The 16,774-nt window shown below is 61.0% G+C and carries 13 protein-coding genes and 1 riboswitch; of the genes, 8 read left to right on the forward strand and 5 right to left on the reverse strand.

Going from position 1 to position 16,774, the window contains the following annotated elements; all coding sequences use genetic code 11:
- Positions 1-14: 14 nt before the first annotated feature.
- Complete coding sequence (locus QCL65_RS14295; protein WP_407309673.1) at positions 15-1,037, reverse strand: acyltransferase family protein; 1,023 nt, start codon at positions 1,035-1,037, stop codon at positions 15-17.
- A 275-nt stretch (positions 1,038-1,312) separates the two neighbouring features.
- Between QCL65_RS14295 and metH the strand changes: the two genes are divergently transcribed.
- The 3 genes from metH to QCL65_RS14310 all read left to right on the forward strand — a co-directional run bounded on the left by metH (position 1,313) and on the right by QCL65_RS14310 (position 7,488).
- Positions 1,313-5,005 carry a methionine synthase gene (gene metH, locus QCL65_RS14300; protein WP_407309675.1) on the forward strand — a complete coding sequence of 1,231 codons (3,693 nt, stop codon included), beginning with the start codon at positions 1,313-1,315 and terminating at the stop codon, positions 5,003-5,005.
- 346 nt (positions 5,006-5,351) lie between these two features.
- Positions 5,352-7,010, forward strand: a complete 1,659-nt coding sequence (locus QCL65_RS14305; RefSeq protein ID WP_407309677.1) for a nitrite/sulfite reductase — start codon at positions 5,352-5,354, stop codon at positions 7,008-7,010.
- Positions 6,994-7,488 carry a DUF934 domain-containing protein gene (locus QCL65_RS14310; RefSeq protein WP_407309679.1) on the forward strand — a complete coding sequence of 165 codons (495 nt, stop codon included), beginning with the start codon at positions 6,994-6,996 and terminating at the stop codon, positions 7,486-7,488. Before QCL65_RS14305 ends, QCL65_RS14310 begins: the two co-directional genes overlap by 17 nt.
- Before the next feature lie 76 nt (positions 7,489-7,564).
- On the opposite strand, the gene sohB is transcribed toward QCL65_RS14310, so the two are convergent.
- Positions 7,565-8,599, reverse strand: coding sequence for a protease SohB (gene sohB, locus QCL65_RS14315; RefSeq protein ID WP_407309681.1), 1,035 nt, complete (start codon positions 8,597-8,599; stop codon positions 7,565-7,567).
- Between the two features lie 220 nt (positions 8,600-8,819).
- Here sohB and QCL65_RS14320 point away from each other — a divergent pair, with 220 nt between their 5' ends.
- The 3 genes from QCL65_RS14320 (at position 8,820) to QCL65_RS14330 (ending at position 11,225) form a co-directional block, all read left to right on the forward strand.
- Positions 8,820-9,134 carry an SCP2 sterol-binding domain-containing protein gene (locus QCL65_RS14320; protein WP_407309683.1) on the forward strand — a complete coding sequence of 105 codons (315 nt, stop codon included), beginning with the start codon at positions 8,820-8,822 and terminating at the stop codon, positions 9,132-9,134.
- Positions 9,135-9,177: 43 nt separating this feature from the next.
- Entirely contained in the window at positions 9,178-9,945 is a 768-nt protein-coding gene (locus QCL65_RS14325; RefSeq protein WP_407309685.1) for an SDR family oxidoreductase, read from the forward strand.
- Between the two features lie 107 nt (positions 9,946-10,052).
- Positions 10,053-11,225 carry an aspartate aminotransferase family protein gene (locus tag QCL65_RS14330; protein ID WP_407309687.1) on the forward strand — a complete coding sequence of 391 codons (1,173 nt, stop codon included), beginning with the start codon at positions 10,053-10,055 and terminating at the stop codon, positions 11,223-11,225.
- Positions 11,226-11,245: 20 nt separating this feature from the next.
- Here QCL65_RS14330 and QCL65_RS14335 read toward each other — a convergent pair whose 3' ends face one another.
- Genes QCL65_RS14335 through QCL65_RS14345 form a run of 3 tightly spaced genes read right to left on the reverse strand, consistent with a single transcriptional unit; the run spans position 11,246 to position 14,072 of the window.
- Positions 11,246-12,007, reverse strand: coding sequence for an ABC transporter ATP-binding protein (locus tag QCL65_RS14335; protein ID WP_407309689.1), 762 nt, complete (start codon positions 12,005-12,007; stop codon positions 11,246-11,248).
- A complete protein-coding gene (locus QCL65_RS14340) occupies positions 12,004-13,002 on the reverse strand; it encodes a FecCD family ABC transporter permease (protein WP_407316860.1) in 999 nt (332 codons plus the stop codon). The genes QCL65_RS14335 and QCL65_RS14340 overlap by 4 nt, the downstream gene beginning before the upstream one ends.
- A gap of 38 nt (positions 13,003-13,040) precedes the next feature.
- Positions 13,041-14,072, reverse strand: coding sequence for an ABC transporter substrate-binding protein (locus QCL65_RS14345; protein WP_407309691.1), 1,032 nt, complete (start codon positions 14,070-14,072; stop codon positions 13,041-13,043).
- Between the two features lie 2 nt (positions 14,073-14,074).
- Positions 14,075-14,215, reverse strand: a riboswitch (adenosylcobalamin (AdoCbl) riboswitch).
- A gap of 235 nt (positions 14,216-14,450) precedes the next feature.
- On the opposite strand from QCL65_RS14345, the gene moaA reads away from it, so the two are divergent.
- Together moaA and QCL65_RS14355 are read left to right on the forward strand one after the other, a co-directional pair.
- Positions 14,451-15,449, forward strand: coding sequence for a GTP 3',8-cyclase MoaA (moaA, locus tag QCL65_RS14350; protein ID WP_407309693.1), 999 nt, complete (start codon positions 14,451-14,453; stop codon positions 15,447-15,449).
- A 132-nt stretch (positions 15,450-15,581) separates the two neighbouring features.
- Positions 15,582-16,763 carry an acetyl-CoA C-acetyltransferase gene (locus QCL65_RS14355; protein ID WP_407309695.1) on the forward strand — a complete coding sequence of 394 codons (1,182 nt, stop codon included), beginning with the start codon at positions 15,582-15,584 and terminating at the stop codon, positions 16,761-16,763.
- Positions 16,764-16,774: the final 11 nt, after the last annotated feature.

Below are 16,774 nucleotides of genomic sequence, written 5' to 3' on the forward strand. Positions count from 1 at the left end.
TCCTAGTATTTTGCTCAGGCAATCGGCGTGCTGGCGGGCCGCGCCAGGCGAGCATCGGTCCACGCCTTGACCCGCTGATACAGACGCTTCTCGATCCACACGTAACTGCACCACGAAATGGCCGCGATCAATGGGACGCATACCGCGAAGACCGCATAGGGGTTGAGTTGCCAGCGCTGGCTGGCCAGCCAGCCGCCATACAAAACCAATACATGCACCAGATAAACCGAATAAGAACAGTCGCCTAACGATTTCAACCAGCGGCTGCCTTTAAACCATGGTTCCATTGCCACACAGGCCAGCACGATCATTGCGCTGGGCACGCCCCAGTTAAGCAAGCGGTTGCTGGGCGGCAGGTAGTAGATCACCACGGCGCAAACCCCTACCACCAGCAACGGCACCCACAATGCCTGCTTGATCAAGCCTCGGCGATAGAGCACGCCAATGCCGATACCGAGCAAGAATTCATAAATGATGTTGTTCTGGTAAAAACGGCTGGCGCCGCCGTACTGGCCCAATACCTGACTAACGGCAAACAGCGCTGCTGCCACGATCAACGGCCGGTAGCGCTGGGGTACCGTAAACACCAGTGAGAACAGCAGGTAAAAGAACATTTCATAATTGAGCGTCCAGCCCACATTCAGCGTGGGGTAAAGCCCGTAGCCGCCAGGGTTCTCCGAGGGAATGAACAGCAAGGAGAGGACGAAATGCGGCAGATCGATAGCAGAATGCGGCAGCCAATCGCCCATGCCCACCAGCATTAAGCCCATTAACACCGTGTACAGCCAATAGGCCGGGATGATACGAATGGCGCGGTTAAGCAGAAAGCGCCCGGCTGGCATGTCTTTGTCTTGGGTCGAGAGAAAAATCACCAGGCCGCTGATCACAAAAAACAGGTCTACCCCTACCGCCCCGCGGTCAGTAAAAAACTGGCCAATGGGACCGCTGGCGTGAAAGTCAAAAAATATCTGCATAAAGTGGTGGCATACCACCATCCATGCAGCCAGCGCCCTTAAGGCTTGAAGCGAAATCAACATTGCCTACCGCCTGTTTACAAACCCACATTTCACGCCTCATTTTGGGGCGCTTTGACAGTGGGACTACAAAAAAGCGAGAAAGGTCGCGAAATTTTCACCGCCCGCCTGACCATCGGACGATGCGCGGCCGGCACGGCGACTGAGCATAATCAAGGTGTGGCCAACATGAATGAAATTCATCTAGAACCTTGCCACCCTCCAGCGACCCGCAGGTTTGTTATGATTCGCGGCTCTGTCACAGCTTTCCATCGGCAATTTTCTCTAGAGTGGTTCCCATGTCCGACCGCAGCGCCCGCCTCCAGGCCCTCCAGCAAGCTCTCAAAGAGCGCATCCTGATCCTCGACGGCGGCATGGGTACGATGATCCAGAGCTACCGCCTGGAGGAACAGGACTACCGTGGTGAGCGCTTCGCCGATTGGCCCAGCGACGTCAAAGGCAACAACGACCTGCTGCTGCTCAGCCGCCCCGACATCATCGCCGCCATCGAAAAGGCCTACCTGGACGCCGGCGCCGATATCCTCGAAACCAACACTTTTAATGCCACCCAAGTGTCCCAGGCCGATTACGGCATGGAAGCGTTGGTCTACGAACTGAACGTCGAGGGCGCGCGGGTCGCCCGCCAGGTGGCGGACGCGAAAACCCTGGAAACGCCAGACAAACCGCGTTTCGTCGCCGGTGTACTGGGCCCGACCAGCCGCACCTGCTCGCTGTCGCCGGACGTCAACAACCCTGGCTATCGCAACGTCACCTTTGATGAACTGGTGGAGAACTACAGCGAAGCGACCCGAGGCCTGATCGAAGGCGGGGCGGACTTGATCCTCATCGAGACCATTTTCGACACGCTCAATGCCAAGGCGGCGATTTTCGCGGTGCAAGGGGTCTACGAAGAACTGGGGGTGGAGCTACCTATCATGATCTCCGGCACCATCACCGACGCCTCGGGCCGCACCCTCTCCGGGCAGACCACCGAGGCTTTCTGGAACTCGGTGAGCCATGCCAAGCCCCTTTCCGTCGGCCTCAACTGCGCACTGGGCGCCAGCGAACTGCGCCCGTACCTGCAGGAACTGTCGAGCAAGGCCGGGACCTACGTGTCGGCCCACCCCAACGCGGGCCTGCCCAATGCCTTCGGCGAATACGATGAGCTGCCGGAGCAAACCGCACAGATCATCGCGGAGTTCGCCCAAAGCGGCTTTCTTAATATCGTCGGTGGCTGCTGCGGCACCACGCCGGCGCACATTGGCGCAATCGCCCAGGCAGTGGCCGGGTATGCGCCGCGGGTCATCCCCGACATCCCCAAAGCGTGCCGGCTTTCTGGCCTCGAGCCGTTCACCATCGACCGCCAGTCGCTATTCGTCAACGTTGGCGAACGCACCAACATCACCGGCTCGGCGCGGTTCGCACGGTTGATTCGTGAGGAAAACTACACCGAAGCCCTGGAAGTGGCCCTGCAACAAGTGGAAGCAGGCGCCCAGGTCATCGACATCAACATGGACGAGGGCATGCTCGATTCGAAGAAGGCGATGGTGACCTTCCTCAATCTGATCGCCGGCGAGCCGGATATCTCCCGTGTGCCCATTATGATCGACTCGTCCAAATGGGAAGTCATCGAAGCCGGCCTCAAATGCATCCAGGGCAAAGGCATCGTCAACTCCATCAGCATGAAGGAAGGCGTCGACGCGTTTATTTATCACGCCAAACTGTGCAAACGCTACGGTGCCGCGGTGGTGGTGATGGCGTTCGACGAGGACGGCCAAGCCGACACCGAGGCGCGCAAAAAGGAAATCTGCAAGCGCTCCTACGACATTCTGGTCAACGACGTGGGCTTCCCCCCGGAAGACATCATCTTCGACCCGAACATCTTCGCCGTGGCCACCGGCATCGAAGAACACAACAACTACGCTGTCGACTTCATCAACGCCTGTGCTTATATCCGCGATGAGCTGCCGTATGCATTGACCAGCGGTGGCGTGTCCAACGTATCGTTCTCGTTCCGGGGCAACAACCCGGTGCGCGAAGCCATTCACTCGGTGTTCCTGCTCTACGCCATCCGTAACGGTTTGAGCATGGGGATCGTCAATGCCGGTCAGTTGGAAATCTACGACCAGATCCCTGCCGAGTTGCGCGACCGCGTCGAGGACGTGGTGCTTAATCGCACCCCTGAAGGCACCGACGCCCTGCTGGCAATCGCCGACAAATTCAAAGGTGACGGCAGCGTCAAGGAAGCCGAAACCGAAGAGTGGCGCAACTGGCCGGTCAATCAGCGGCTAGAGCACGCGCTGGTCAAGGGCATCACCACCCATATCGTGGTGGACACCGAAGAGTCGCGGCAGTCGTTCAAACGCCCTATCGAGGTGATCGAAGGGCCATTGATGTCCGGCATGAACATCGTCGGCGACCTGTTTGGCTCGGGCAAAATGTTTCTGCCCCAGGTGGTCAAATCCGCCCGGGTGATGAAGCAGGCCGTGGCCCACTTGATCCCTTTCATCGAAGCAGAAAAAGGCGACAAGCCCGAGGCCAAGGGCAAGATCCTGATGGCCACGGTCAAAGGCGACGTGCATGACATCGGCAAGAACATTGTCGGCGTGGTGCTGGGCTGTAATGGCTACGACATTGTCGACTTAGGCGTGATGGTCCCTGCAGAAAAAATCCTCCAGGTGGCCCGTGAGCAAAAGTGCGACATCATTGGGTTATCCGGCTTGATCACCCCTTCCCTCGACGAAATGGTCCATGTGGCCCGCGAGATGCAACGTCAGGATTTCCACCTGCCATTGATGATTGGCGGGGCGACCACCTCCAAAGCCCACACGGCGGTGAAGATCGAGCCCAAGTACAGCAACGACGCGGTAATCTACGTCACCGATGCCTCGCGCGCCGTTGGCGTGGCCACGCAACTGCTGTCCAAGGAACTCAAGCCTGCCTTTGTCGAACGAACCCGCCTGGAATACATCGAGGTGCGGGATCGCACCGCCAACCGCAGTGCACGCACCGAGCGCTTGACCTACGCCAAGGCCGTGGCCGCCAAGGCCACCTTCGATTGGGCCAACTACACCCCGGTCAAACCGACCTTCACCGGTGCCCGCGTGCTGGAGAACATCGACCTGCAGGTGCTGGCCGATTACATCGACTGGACGCCGTTCTTTATTTCCTGGGACCTGGCCGGCAAATACCCGCGCATCCTCACCGACGAAGTGGTGGGCGAAGCGGCCAGCGCATTGTTCGCCGATGCCCAGCAGATGCTGCGCAAGCTGATCGACGAAAAACTTATCAGTGCCCGCGCCGTGTTTGGCTTTTGGCCAGCCAACCAAGTGCAGGACGATGACATCGAGCTGTACGACGATGCCGGCCAGCCGCTGGCCAAGCTGCACCACCTACGCCAGCAAACGCTCAAGACCGATGGCAAACCCAACTTCAGCCTCGCCGACTTTGTCGCGCCCAAGGCCAGTGGCGTCACCGACTATATAGGCGGGTTTATCACCACCGCCGGGATCGGCGCCGAAGAAGTGGCCAAGGCTTATCAGGACGCCGGGGACGACTATAACTCGATCATGGTCAAGGCCCTGGCCGATCGCCTGGCTGAAGCGTGTGCGGAATGGCTGCACCAGCAGGTGCGTAAAGAGCACTGGGGCTATGACCAAGGCGAACAACTGGACAACGATGCGCTGATCAAAGAGCAATACAAAGGTATCCGCCCTGCCCCCGGCTACCCGGCCTGCCCTGACCACACGGAAAAAGGCACCTTGTTCGAATTGCTCGACCACAACGGCCAAAGCCGCGTGACCTTGACCGAACACTACGCCATGTTCCCCGCCGCCGCCGTCAGCGGCTGGTACTTCGCCCACCCGCAGGCCCAGTATTTTGCGGTGGGCAAAGTGGATAAAGACCAGGTGCTCAGCTACACCGAGCGCAAAGGCCAGGCGTTGGAAGTCAGCGAGCGCTGGCTGGCTCCCAACCTTGGGTATGATAATTAAGGGTGAATAAACCAATATGTGACGGCCACACACACCAACACCATCAGGAAGGCTATGGCCCAGGCATCGACTTTACTGGCAGACTTTTGAGTTTTGGCAGAGTTGTTCATTAGGCTTCGTCTCTTGTGATTATTGTGTGGACGCAACCTGGAGTTAAGCCTACGAATGCCCTTTGCACAAGCAGGGATATTAACCACCCATGGAACCGTTAGACCATTCAGTTATGGGCATATATTAAAAGTTCACTTTTACGCATATTACCAAACTGTTATTGTCCGTCGGCTCCGCTGGGAGTGCGCGGCCGTGCGCGCAGATTTGCCGTTAGCAGCCTGAGAACAGGACTACCATGTACGTTTACGACGAGTACGATCAACAGATCATCGAGGACCGCGTCAAGCAGTTCCGTGACCAGACCCGCCGCTATCTGGCCGGGGAGTTGAGCGAAGAAGAATTTCGCCCCCTGCGCTTGCAGAATGGGCTTTATATCCAGCGCTTCGCGCCCATGCTGCGAGTCGCCGTGCCCTACGGCCAACTGACCTCGCGGCAGACCCGCATGATGGCGAAGATCGCCCGCGACTTCGATAAGGGCTATGCCCACATCAGTACCCGGCAGAACGTGCAGTTCAACTGGCCCGCCGTGGAAGACATCCCGGACATTCTGGCTGAACTGGCCACCGTGCAAATGCACGCGATTCAGACCAGCGGCAACTGCCTGCGCAACGTCACCACCGACCAGTTTGCGGGTGTGGCTGCCGACGAATTGGTAGACCCGCGGCCCTGGTGCGAAATCATTCGCCAGTGGACCACCTTCCACCCGGAATTCGCCTACCTGCCGCGCAAGTTCAAGATTGCGCTGAATGGCTCCACCAGCGACCGCGCCGCCATTGAAGTGCATGACATCGGCCTCGAGCCGCTGCGTAATGAGGCCGGCGAGTTGGGCTTCCGCGTGCTGGTGGGCGGCGGTTTAGGCCGCACGCCGGTGGTGGGCGCATTCATTAATGAATTCCTGCCTTGGCAAGACCTCCTCAGCTACCTAGACGCTATCCTGCGGGTCTATAACCGCTACGGTCGGCGCGATAACAAGTACAAGGCGCGTATCAAGATTCTGGTCAAGGCGCTGACGCCCCAGGTGTTTGCCGAGAAAGTCGAGGCCGAGATGGCCCACTTGCGCGGCGGCAGCACGACGCTGACCGAAGCCGAGCTGCAACGGGTCGCCAAGCACTTCGTCGACCCCGACTACAAAACCCTGCCGGTGTTCGACGCTGAGCTCAACCGCTTGGGCGAAGAACACCCTGGGTTCGCGCGCTGGCGCAGCCGTAACACCCTGGCCCACAAACAGCCGGGCTACGTGGCGGTGACTCTGTCGCTGAAACCGACGGGCGTCGCCCCCGGTGATATCACCGACAAGCAACTGGACGCCGTCGCTGACCTGGCCGACCGCTATAGCTTCGGCCAACTGCGTACGTCCCATGAGCAGAACATCATCCTGGCCGATGTCGAGCAAACCCGCCTCTTCGAGCTGTGGGGCGAGCTCCGTGAGGGTGGCTTCGCCACGCCGAACGTGGGCCTGCTGACCGATATCATCTGCTGCCCTGGCGGCGACTTCTGCTCTCTGGCCAACGCTAAATCGATTCCAATCGCCGAGTCGATCCAGCGTCGCTTTGACGACTTGGATTACCTGTTCGACATTGGCGAGCTTGACCTGAACATTTCTGGCTGCATGAACGCTTGCGGCCACCACCACGTGGGCCACATCGGCATTCTTGGGGTGGATAAGAAAGGCGAAGAGTTTTACCAAGTGTCCCTGGGTGGCAGCGCCAGCCGTGACGCCAGCCTGGGCAAGATTCTCGGCCCTTCGTTCGCCCAGGATGCCATGCCTGATGTGATCGGCAAGCTGATCGATGTTTACGTGGAGAAGCGCACCGAAGACGAACGCTTCATCGACACCTACCAGCGTATCGGCATTGAGCCCTTCAAGGAGCGCGTCTATGCAGCGAATCATTAAGAACAATGAAGTCGTCGACGAAACCTGGCACCTGCTGCCCAAGGACGCAAGCTTCGACGGCATCAGCAACTGCGACGACCTGATCGTGCCGCTGGCCCTTTGGCGCGAACACGGGCACGCCCTGAAAGCCCGCGACGGCGGCCTTGGGGTGTGGCTAGACAGCGACGAAGAAGCCGAAGAAATTGGCGACCAGGCCAATGAATTTCAAGTGATTGCCTTGAACTTCCCGTCTTTCACCGACGGCCGCAACTACTCCAATGCGCGCCTGTTACGTGATCGTTATGGGTTCAAGGGCGAGTTGCGAGCCATTGGCGATGTGTTGCGTGATCAACTCTTCTACCTGCACCGCTGCGGCTTCGATGCCTTTGCCCTACGCCCGGACAAAGACCCGTACGAAGCGCTGGAAAGCCTGAAAGACTTTTCCGTGACCTACCAGGCCGCCAGCGACGAACCACAGCCGCTGTTTCGTCGCCGTTAAACGGAAAAGATCGGGGCCAAGGCCCCTCCTACCAACGTAGGAGGGGCCTTGGCCCCGATCTTTTCATACGTTGCAATCACCAGAACCGCTGACCGCTCAAACGCCCCCACACCCTGGTCAACAGGTGGTCCGCCGACACCGCCGCGGCCAACCCTACTCGCTCCTGCAGGCTCTTGCGCTCGGCATAGTGCAGGTGGAACACCTCAGCCTGCTTGGCGCGCTCGGCCAGGTATTCGTCGCTGGTCTTGAGCTCGTCCACCAGCTGCTTCTCCAGCGCCGTCATACCCAGCCAGACTTCACCGGTAGCCACTTCATCAATCGATAACTGCGGCCGGTAATGGGCCACGAAGCTTTTGAATAGTTTATGGGTGACGTCTAGGTCTTCCTGGAATTTTTCCCGACCCTTCTCGGTATTTTCGCCAAATACCGTCAAGGTGCGCTTGTACTCACCGGCCGTGAGCACTTCAAAATCGATGTCGTGCTTTTTCAGCAGCTTGTTGACGTTCGGCAATTGCGCCACTACCCCGATGGAGCCCAGCACCGCAAACGGGGCGCTGATGATCTTCTCGCCAATGCAGGCCATCATGTAGCCGCCGCTGGCCGCGACTTTGTCGATGCACACGGTAAGTGGCACACCCGCCTGGCGAATACGTGCCAGTTGCGAGGACGCCAGGCCATAACTGTGGACCATGCCGCCGCCGCTTTCCAGGCGCAGTACCACTTCATCGCGGGACGTCGCCAGGGTCAGTACGGCGGTGATCTCATGGCGTAGGCTCTCGGTGGCCGATGCCTTGATATCGCCGTCGAAGTCGAGCACGAAAACCCGCGCCTTACTGTCGGGTTTGTTCTTCTGCTTTTTGTCGGTCTTGCTCTGCGCCTTGCTTTGCTCTTTGCGTAAGGCTTTAAGCTGATGCTTGTCGAGCAGGTTGGCTTCGAGACGTTCGCGCAAGCCTTTGTAGAAATCGTTGAGTTTACTGACTTGCAACTGGCCAGCGGCCTTGCGCCGCCCTTTACCGCGCAGCGCAGCAATGGCCACCAACACGACAATGATAGCCACGACCAAGGTCACGGTACGGGCCAGAAAGCCGGCGTAATCGGCTAGAAAATCCACAGCAACTCCTCATTGCGAAAGGCCCCGCAACACCGCAGGACAATAGTATCGGCCAAGCATACCGGGGGGGCTCGACGCCTGCCAGTGCGTTGCAGACGAGCGCGATTCGGCAATTCAAACAAGCGTATGTTTTTTTATTGACAGGCGCCTGGCCCACCCCTACCCTCGCTAGACTTTCATCACCGCTATTACTGCCTACCTCCAAAAAAAGGACCGCGCCATGACCTCCGTAGCTGACGCCGTAAAAACCATGCAAGCCAAATTCAACCCGGCCGCTGCCGCTGGCCTGGACCTGATCTTTGGCTTTCGCATCGACGAAAGCAAACACTTCAACCTGATCGTCAAGGACAGCACCTGCGAACTGCAGGAAGGCGAGAACCCTGACGCGAACGTGACCCTGGTGATGGACAGCGAAACCCTGGAAGGCATCGTCAGCGGTGAAACCGACGGCATGCAAGCCTTTATGGGCGGCAAGCTGCGCGCTGAAGGGGACATGATGCTGGCGATGAAACTGAGCGAACTGTTTCCCGTCTGAAACCGGCTGAACCCCGCCCGCGTATACCAGGGAGTCCGCGCCCATGAGCAAGACCGAACTGTTCGACCTCGACGGCCAGGTCGCCCTGGTATCCGGTGCCAGCCGCGGCATCGGCGCTGCCATCGCTCATTTGTTGGCACAACAGGGCGCCCATGTGATCGTCTGCAGCCGCAAGCTGGGCGGCTGCGAAGCGGTCGCCCAGGCGATCCGCGACGAGGGCGGCCAGGCCACCGCACTGGCCTGCCATATCGGCGAGCTCGAGCAGATCACCCAGTTATTCAGCGAGATCCGCCAGCGCTTCGGCCGCTTGGACGTGCTGGTCAACAACGCGGCCACCAACCCCCAGTTCTGCAATGTCTTGGACACGGACCCGGCCGCGTTCCAGAAGACCGTGGACGTTAATATCCGCGGCTATTTCTTTATGTCTGTGGAAGCCGGCAAACTCATGCGCGAACGCGGCGCTGGCAGCATCATCAACGTGGCGTCGATCAACGGGGTGTCGCCCGGGGCGTTCCAGGGTGTCTACTCCATGACCAAGGCCGCCGTGATCAACATGACCAAGGTGTTCGCCAAAGAATGCGCGGCGTTCGGTATCCGATGTAACGCCCTGCTGCCCGGCTTGACCGACACCCGATTCGCCTCCGCCCTGGTGAGCAACCCGGCCATCCTCCAGGGTGTGCTGCAACAGGTACCACTCAAGCGGGTGGCCGCGCCAGCCGAAATGGCCGGGGCGGTGTTATACCTGGCCAGTGCCGCCTCCAGCTACACCACTGGCGCTGCGTTGAATGTGGATGGAGGCTTCCTTTCCTAAACCCGGCAATTATCAAGTAGGGCTTCAAGGTGTTGCAATAAACGCGCTATTTATCCGTCCCTGATGGGCAAAGGATACTGCGCGAACACCTGACGGAGACCCACGCCATGCCTGCCCACCACCTGATGCCCACCTATCAACCCTTACCGATGAGCTTCAGCCACGGCGCAGGCTGCAAGCTGTGGGACGGCGAACAGCGAGAGTACCTCGATGCCCTGGCTGGGGTCGCGGTGACCAGTGTTGGCCACTGCCACCCGCGGGTGGTCGACGCCATTCGCGAGCAGGCCGGGCAACTGCTGCACACCTCTAACCACTACGGCATCCAATGGCAGCAACGCCTGGCGGCACGCTTGGCCCAGGTGTCGGGCATGGAACAGGCGTTTTTCAACAACTCTGGTGCCGAAGCCAACGAAACAGCGCTCAAGCTCGCGCGTTTGTATGCCCAGCACCGGGGTATTGAGCGGCCCCTAGTGGTGGTCATGGAAAACGCTTTTCACGGACGCACCCTCGGCACCCTGGCCGCCAGCGATTGCTCGGCGGTGCGCTTGGGTTACAAGCCATTACCTGGGGAGTTCCTGCGGGTGCCGTTCGGTGAGTTGTCCGTGCTCCACGACCTGACCCAAGCCTTCGGCGAACGGATCTGCGCCGTGCTGGTAGAGCCGGTGCAAGGTGAGAGCGGCGTGCGGGTAGCGCCGCCGGGCTATCTAAAAGCGCTGCGCGCCCTGTGCGACCAGCAAAGCTGGTTGCTGATGCTTGACGAGATCCAGACCGGTATCGGCCGCACCGGCCAGTGGTTTGCGTTTCAGCACGAAGGCATCCTGCCCGACGTTATGACTCTGGCGAAAGCCCTGGGCAATGGGATCCCCATCGGCGCCTGCCTGGCCCGGGCCCAGGTGGCTCAGTTGTTCACGCCTGGCAGCCACGGCAGTACCTTTGGCGGTAACCCGCTGGCGTGCAGGGTCGCTTGCACCGTGCTCGATATCGTTGAACAAGAAGGCCTGCCCGCCAACGCCGCCCGCCAGGGGCAGCGCCTGCTGGAGGGTTTGCGCGCCGCCGTGGGGCACCTGCCCTGCGTAAAACAGTTGCGCGGTTTAGGCTTGATGGTGGGCATAGAGCTGCACAGCCCAGCGCGGGACCTGGTGCGCCGGGCCGCCGATGAACAGCGCTTGCTGATCAACGTCGCCCGGGGCACCACGATCCGCCTGCTGCCGCCGTTGACCGTGGACGATGGGCAGATCGACGAAATTATCCGCCGGCTGGCGGCGCTGCTGGGCAACTGAACTCCCTTCGCCGACGCGGCTCAGCCTAGTAAATAGCGCACATGGGGCCGGCCATTTTCCGTCAGCACGACATCGGCCCTGACGCCATACACCTGCTCGATCAACCCAGCGTTCAGCACCTGGGCAGGGCTGCCGCAAGCCACTTTTCGGCCCTCTTTGAGTACCACCAGCAGGTCGCAGAATATGGCCGCCAGGTTCAGGTCATGGATCGCCATGACGCACGTCAGTGGCAGGCTGCGCACCAGTTGCAGCAGTTCGAGCTGGTGCTGGATGTCCAGATGATTGGTCGGCTCGTCGAGCAACAGCTCGCTGGGCTCCTGGGCCAGGGCACGGGCGATTTGGGCGCGCTGGCGTTCACCACCGGACAAGGTCTGCCAATACTGGTCCTTGCGGTGCCACAAACCGACCTGAGCCAGTGCCCGTTCGACGATCAGATCGTCGTCCTGGCGCCAGGGCGACAGCGGCGAACGATGGGGCGTGCGGCCCAAACGCACCACCTCCAACACACTGATGTCGACCTCGGTGGCCGCGTGTTGCTCGACCAATGCGACTTGGCGGGCTACCTGACGCCGCGGCTGCTTCGCCAAAGGCTGCCCATCCAGACAGACCGAACCCTGGCTAGGTGCACGTAGGCCAGCCAGCAGGCGCAGCAGCGAAGACTTACCCGACCCATTCGGGCCGATCAGGCCCAGTAGCCCCCCTGGGGGAACCTCCAGGCTGACGTCGTCGAGAATCAACCGGCCACCGGCGGTCCAACTCACGCCACTCAGTGACAGGCTCATGTGGCGCGCCTCGTGCGGTAGAGGATCAAGGCAAACGCCGGAGCGCCCACCAGGGCGGTGACCACGCCAATCGGCAAGACCTGGCCCGGTACGATGACCCGGGAAACGATATCGGCCAGCACCATGAAATTCGCCCCGATGAGCACCGAGGCCAGTAACAGCCGTAAGTGGCCCGGCCCGACCAGAAACCGCGCCATGTGCGGCACCACCAGCCCGACAAAGCCGACAGCACCGACCACGCTGACAATGGTGGCGGTAATCAAAGCCGTGACGGCGAACAACAGCAAACGCACACGGCCTACGGACACACCCAGGCTCGCCGCTGCGTCTTCACCAAAGGCGAAAGCGTCGAGGGTACGTGCCAGGTACAGGCATACCAGCAAGCCAAAGCCGACCACCACAGCCACCAGCCAGACGTCTGGCCAACGCACCCCACCCAGGCTGCCCAGCAGCCAGAACATCACACTGCGCGCTTGCTCGGCGTTGGCCGAGGTAGAAACGATATAGGCCGTCAATGCGTTGAATAGCTGCGAGCCCGCGACACCCGCAAGGATCACCTGGCTGGGCCCGCCTCGCACCCCGGCCGCCAGCAGCAGGATCATGGCGAACGCCAGGCCAGCGCCCAGGAACGCGCCCAGGGAAATCCCCACTACCCCGCCGCCGATCCCCAATAGCATGACCACCACCGCGCCGGTGGAGGCGCCGGCAGAAATCCCCAGCACGTAAGGTTCGGCCAGCACGTTGCGCAGCAGCGCTTGCAGCACCGCCCCACAAATCGCCAGGCCAGCGCCGCAGCAGGCGGCGACCAGGGCGCGGCTGAGGCGGTATTCCCAGACGATGCCCTGCTCGATGCGTTGCACCGTATACGTCCCCAACCCCAGGCCATTGAGGATGGCCTTAACCGTGGTCGGCAAGGGGATGCGCATTTCGCCGATCGATACCGCCAGGGCAATCGATACGCCTAGGCTGGCCAGCGCCAGCGCCGCCAGGAGCAGCCGCCAGCGCAGCCCGCGCTCGCCTGCCAGCCCGCTGATCACCGGGCCGGGCTCGCGCCTTGCAGGCCTGCGGCGACCCCCTCGATGGCGCGCACCACGTCCATGGACGGGTTCAACGACTGGGCGTCGACCACCACGATGCGATTATTGCGTACGGCGTCCAGCTCGCGGGTCACCGGATCATTGCGCAGGAAGGCGATTTTCTTGTCGACGTCGTCGGCCGGGTACAAGCGGCGCTCCATCCGCGCCACTACGATCACTTCAGGGTTGCGCGCGGCAATGTTCTCCCAGCTCACGCCAGGCCATTCCTCGTCGCTCTCGATGATGTTGCGCAGCCCCAACACCTCGCTGACATAACCCGGTGCCCCGTTGCGACCAGCCACCCATGGGTCGCCTTCCAGGCGTGTGCTGGAAAACCAATACACCACCGACAAGGGTTTGGGCTGATCACGTTTGACCTTCTGCACCGCATCGTCGATGCGCTGGTGCAACTGGGTGAGCAACCGCTCACCGGTCGCCTGCACATCGAAAATGGTCGCCAGCTCGTTGATTTCGCGGTCGATCAAGGCCAGGGAAAACGGCGCGCTGCGGCTGCCATCGGCATTGGACGTCGTCGTCACGCCTTTGCCCTCGCAGTCGCTGGGCGAAACATAGGAGGCAATACCCAGCGCCGTCAGCTGCTCAGGAGTCGCGACCTCACCGCTGGGGCCTATGTGGTAGGTGTACTGCGCCGTCACCAGGTCTGGATTGGCCTTGGCCACCTTTTCGAAACTCGGCGCGTTGTCCGCCAGGCGTGGCACCTTTGCGTTAGCCGCCTGCAACGCTTCGGGCAGAGGCCCGAACCAGACACCGGTACCGACCATGCGTGGCGCCAGGCCCAGGGACAGCAGAATTTCGCTGCTGGCCTGGCCCAGGCTGACCACGCGCTGGGGCGCTTGGGCAAAGCTCAGCTGTTGCCCACAGTTGCTCAGTATCAGCGGGTACTGGGTACCGCCCGGGGCGGCGAACGCTGGCAGCGCAGCCACCACGCCCAAAACCAATAGCGCCGGGCGAAAATAACCTGATATCACGGAGAACTCCTTGGATAACGCGTCCAATAAGAAGCGGGAAGGCCTGGGGCAAGGTCTGGCTCACGCGGGTTGACCCGCGTATACAGTGGCGCGACCGCGCCGGGTTCTCACCGGCTTCCTGCCCCAGGTGCAAATGAAAGCGCGCCGACGTTAGGGCAGATGCGCACAAAGATCAACTGCTGCGGCCCCTGCAGGCCTTGAGCTTTTTTCAGCGCGCCTCATCAATCGCTTCAATCAGCCGATACAATCAAGCAATTGGACCCTGTCGCCGCGCCGCGTTAGCCTTGCAGCCACACTCGGTGAAACCTGCGCGGGCCTGGAAGGTCCTCTTTATGACCCTGCCGTTCTATAAAGAAATGCCTCGACCCCCTGGTGCCTATGTCTAAGCGGATGTTGAAAGACGGTTTTTCACGCAAAGTCGACTACCTGCGCATGTCGGTCACTGACCGCTGTGATTTTCGTTGTGTCTACTGCATGGCTGAAGACATGACCTTCCTGCCACGCCAGCAGATCCTCAGCCTGGAAGAACTCGAACAAATCGCCGCCAGTTTCGTCGCCCTGGGCACGCGCAAGATCCGCCTGACCGGGGGCGAGCCTCTGGTGCGCGCCGGCATCGTCGATCTATGCCGGCGTATCGCGGCACTGCCGGGCTTACAAGAGCTGTGCATGACCACTAACGGCTCGCAACTGGGCAAATTGGCTCAGCCCTTGTTCGACGCCGGGCTCAAGCGCCTCAACATCAGCCTCGACAGCCTCGACCCCCAGCGTTTCCGCGAACTGACCCGCACGGGCGACCTGAGCAAGGTCATCGAAGGCATCGACGCTGCCAACGCGGCGGGCTTCGTTCACACCAAGCTCAACTGTGTGGTGATGCGGGGGCGCAACGACCATGAAGTCACCGACCTGGTGACCTTCGCTATCGAACGCGGCCTGGACATTTCGTTTATCGAAGAAATGCCCTTGGGAGTCATCAGCGAACACAGCCGCGCCGAGGCGTTTTTCTCCAGCGAGCAAGTGCGCGAGAAAATTGCCGAGCGCTATACGCTGGTGCCGTCCACCGAGTCGACCCAGGGGCCTTCCCGCTACTGGCGGCTGGCCGAAGCGCCCGACATCCGCCTGGGCTTCATTTCGCCACACAGCCACAACTTCTGCGCCACCTGCAATCGGGTGCGCCTGACCGTCGAGGGGCGGCTGTTGCTGTGCCTGGGCAATGAACACTCGGCCGACCTCAAGAGCGTTCTACGCAGCCACCCCGGCCACCCGGAAAAACTCGAACAGGCGATCATCGCGGCCATGCAGCTCAAACCCTGGTCCCATCAGTTCGAACTGAATGACGATGTACAGGTGGTGCGCTTTATGAACATGACCGGCGGTTGACGACCCATTGATTGCTCATTCGTAGCGATTGGTTTGAAAAACTCATTTATCAAAACCGGCTCGGCGCGTGACAATCAACCCCTTACCTCGCGGCGGCTACCGTCGCTCGCACAACAATAAGGGGATCCCTGCATGCAAGATGTCGTCATCGTCGCCGCCACCCGTACCGCTGTCGGCAGTTTCCAGGGTGCGCTGGCCAGTGTGCCTGCGGTCGAACTGGGCGCTGCAGTGATCAGTCGCCTGCTCGAACACACCGGGCTGGCCCCAGAGGCTGTCGATGAAGTGATTCTAGGCCAAGTCTTGACTGCTGGCGCTGGGCAGAACCCGGCGCGCCAAGCGGCATTGCTGGCAGGCCTGCCCCACGCGGTGCCCGCCATGACTTTGAACAAAGTCTGTGGGTCCGGCCTCAAGGCTGTGCACCTGGGCGCACAGGCCATTCGCTGTGGCGACGCTGAAGTAATCATCGCCGGCGGCATGGAAAACATGAGCCTGGCCCCCTACCTGATGCCAGGAGCCCGCACGGGCTTGCGCATGGGCCATGGGCAGGTTGTCGACAGCATGATCACCGATGGCTTGTGGGATGCCTTCAACGACTACCACATGGGCGTAACCGCAGAGAATCTGGCGCAACACTACGCCATCAGCCGCGAAGCCCAGGACGCCTTTGCCGCAGACTCCCAGGCGAAGGCTCAGGCAGCCGTGGAGGCCGGGCGCTTCAAGGCTGAGATCACGCCGATTCAGGTCAGCCAACGCAAAGGCCCTGCCCTCAGCTTCGACACCGACGAGCAACCGCGCCCCGGCACCACCGCCCAGGCCCTGGCCGCGCTACGCCCAGCGTTCAAAAAAGACGGCAGTGTCACCGCCGGCAACGCGTCTTCGTTAAACGACGGCGCCGCTGCGGTGCTGCTGATGAGTGCAAGCAAGGCTGCCAGCCTCCAGCTTCCCGTCCTGGCCCGGATCGCCAGTTATGCCAGTGCCGGGGTCGACCCTGCGCTGATGGGCATCGGCCCGGTATCGGCCACGCGCCGCTGCCTGGACAAAGCTGGTTGGCAGCTCGCCCAACTGGACCTGATCGAAGCCAACGAGGCCTTCGCGGCGCAGGCTCTGGCAGTGGGTCAAGCGCTCGGCTGGGACCCCAGCAAGGTCAACGTCAATGGCGGCGCCATCGCCTTGGGCCATCCTATTGGGGCGTCAGGGTGCCGGGTATTGGTGACGCTGCTGCACGAGATGGTCCACCGCGATGCGCGCAAAGGCCTAGCCACGCTGTGCATCGGCGGTGGCCAGGGGGTCGCCCTGGCGGTCGAGCGCGCGTAGTGGCCATCGCC

It is taken from the genome of Pseudomonas sp. nanlin1, assembly GCF_045571515.1.
Taxonomy (GTDB): domain Bacteria; phylum Pseudomonadota; class Gammaproteobacteria; order Pseudomonadales; family Pseudomonadaceae; genus Aquipseudomonas.

Excerpts from the sequence above, each read along its gene's own strand:
- QCL65_RS14335 (WP_407309689.1), bottom strand. The coding sequence starts at position 12,007 with ATGAGCCTGTCACTGAGTGGCGTGAGTTGGACCGCCGGTGGCCGGTTG.
- metH (WP_407309675.1), top strand. The coding sequence starts at position 1,313 with ATGTCCGACCGCAGCGCCCGCCTCCAGGCCCTCCAGCAAGCTCTCAAA.
- QCL65_RS14295 (WP_407309673.1), bottom strand. The coding sequence starts at position 1,037 with ATGTTGATTTCGCTTCAAGCCTTAAGGGCGCTGGCTGCATGGATGGTG.
- QCL65_RS14355 (WP_407309695.1), top strand. The coding sequence starts at position 15,582 with ATGCAAGATGTCGTCATCGTCGCCGCCACCCGTACCGCTGTCGGCAGT.
- moaA (WP_407309693.1), top strand. The coding sequence starts at position 14,451 with ATGTCTAAGCGGATGTTGAAAGACGGTTTTTCACGCAAAGTCGACTAC.
- QCL65_RS14305 (WP_407309677.1), top strand. The coding sequence starts at position 5,352 with ATGTACGTTTACGACGAGTACGATCAACAGATCATCGAGGACCGCGTC.
- QCL65_RS14325 (WP_407309685.1), top strand. The coding sequence starts at position 9,178 with ATGAGCAAGACCGAACTGTTCGACCTCGACGGCCAGGTCGCCCTGGTA.
- QCL65_RS14330 (WP_407309687.1), top strand. The coding sequence starts at position 10,053 with ATGCCTGCCCACCACCTGATGCCCACCTATCAACCCTTACCGATGAGC.
- QCL65_RS14320 (WP_407309683.1), top strand. The coding sequence starts at position 8,820 with ATGACCTCCGTAGCTGACGCCGTAAAAACCATGCAAGCCAAATTCAAC.
- QCL65_RS14310 (WP_407309679.1), top strand. The coding sequence starts at position 6,994 with ATGCAGCGAATCATTAAGAACAATGAAGTCGTCGACGAAACCTGGCAC.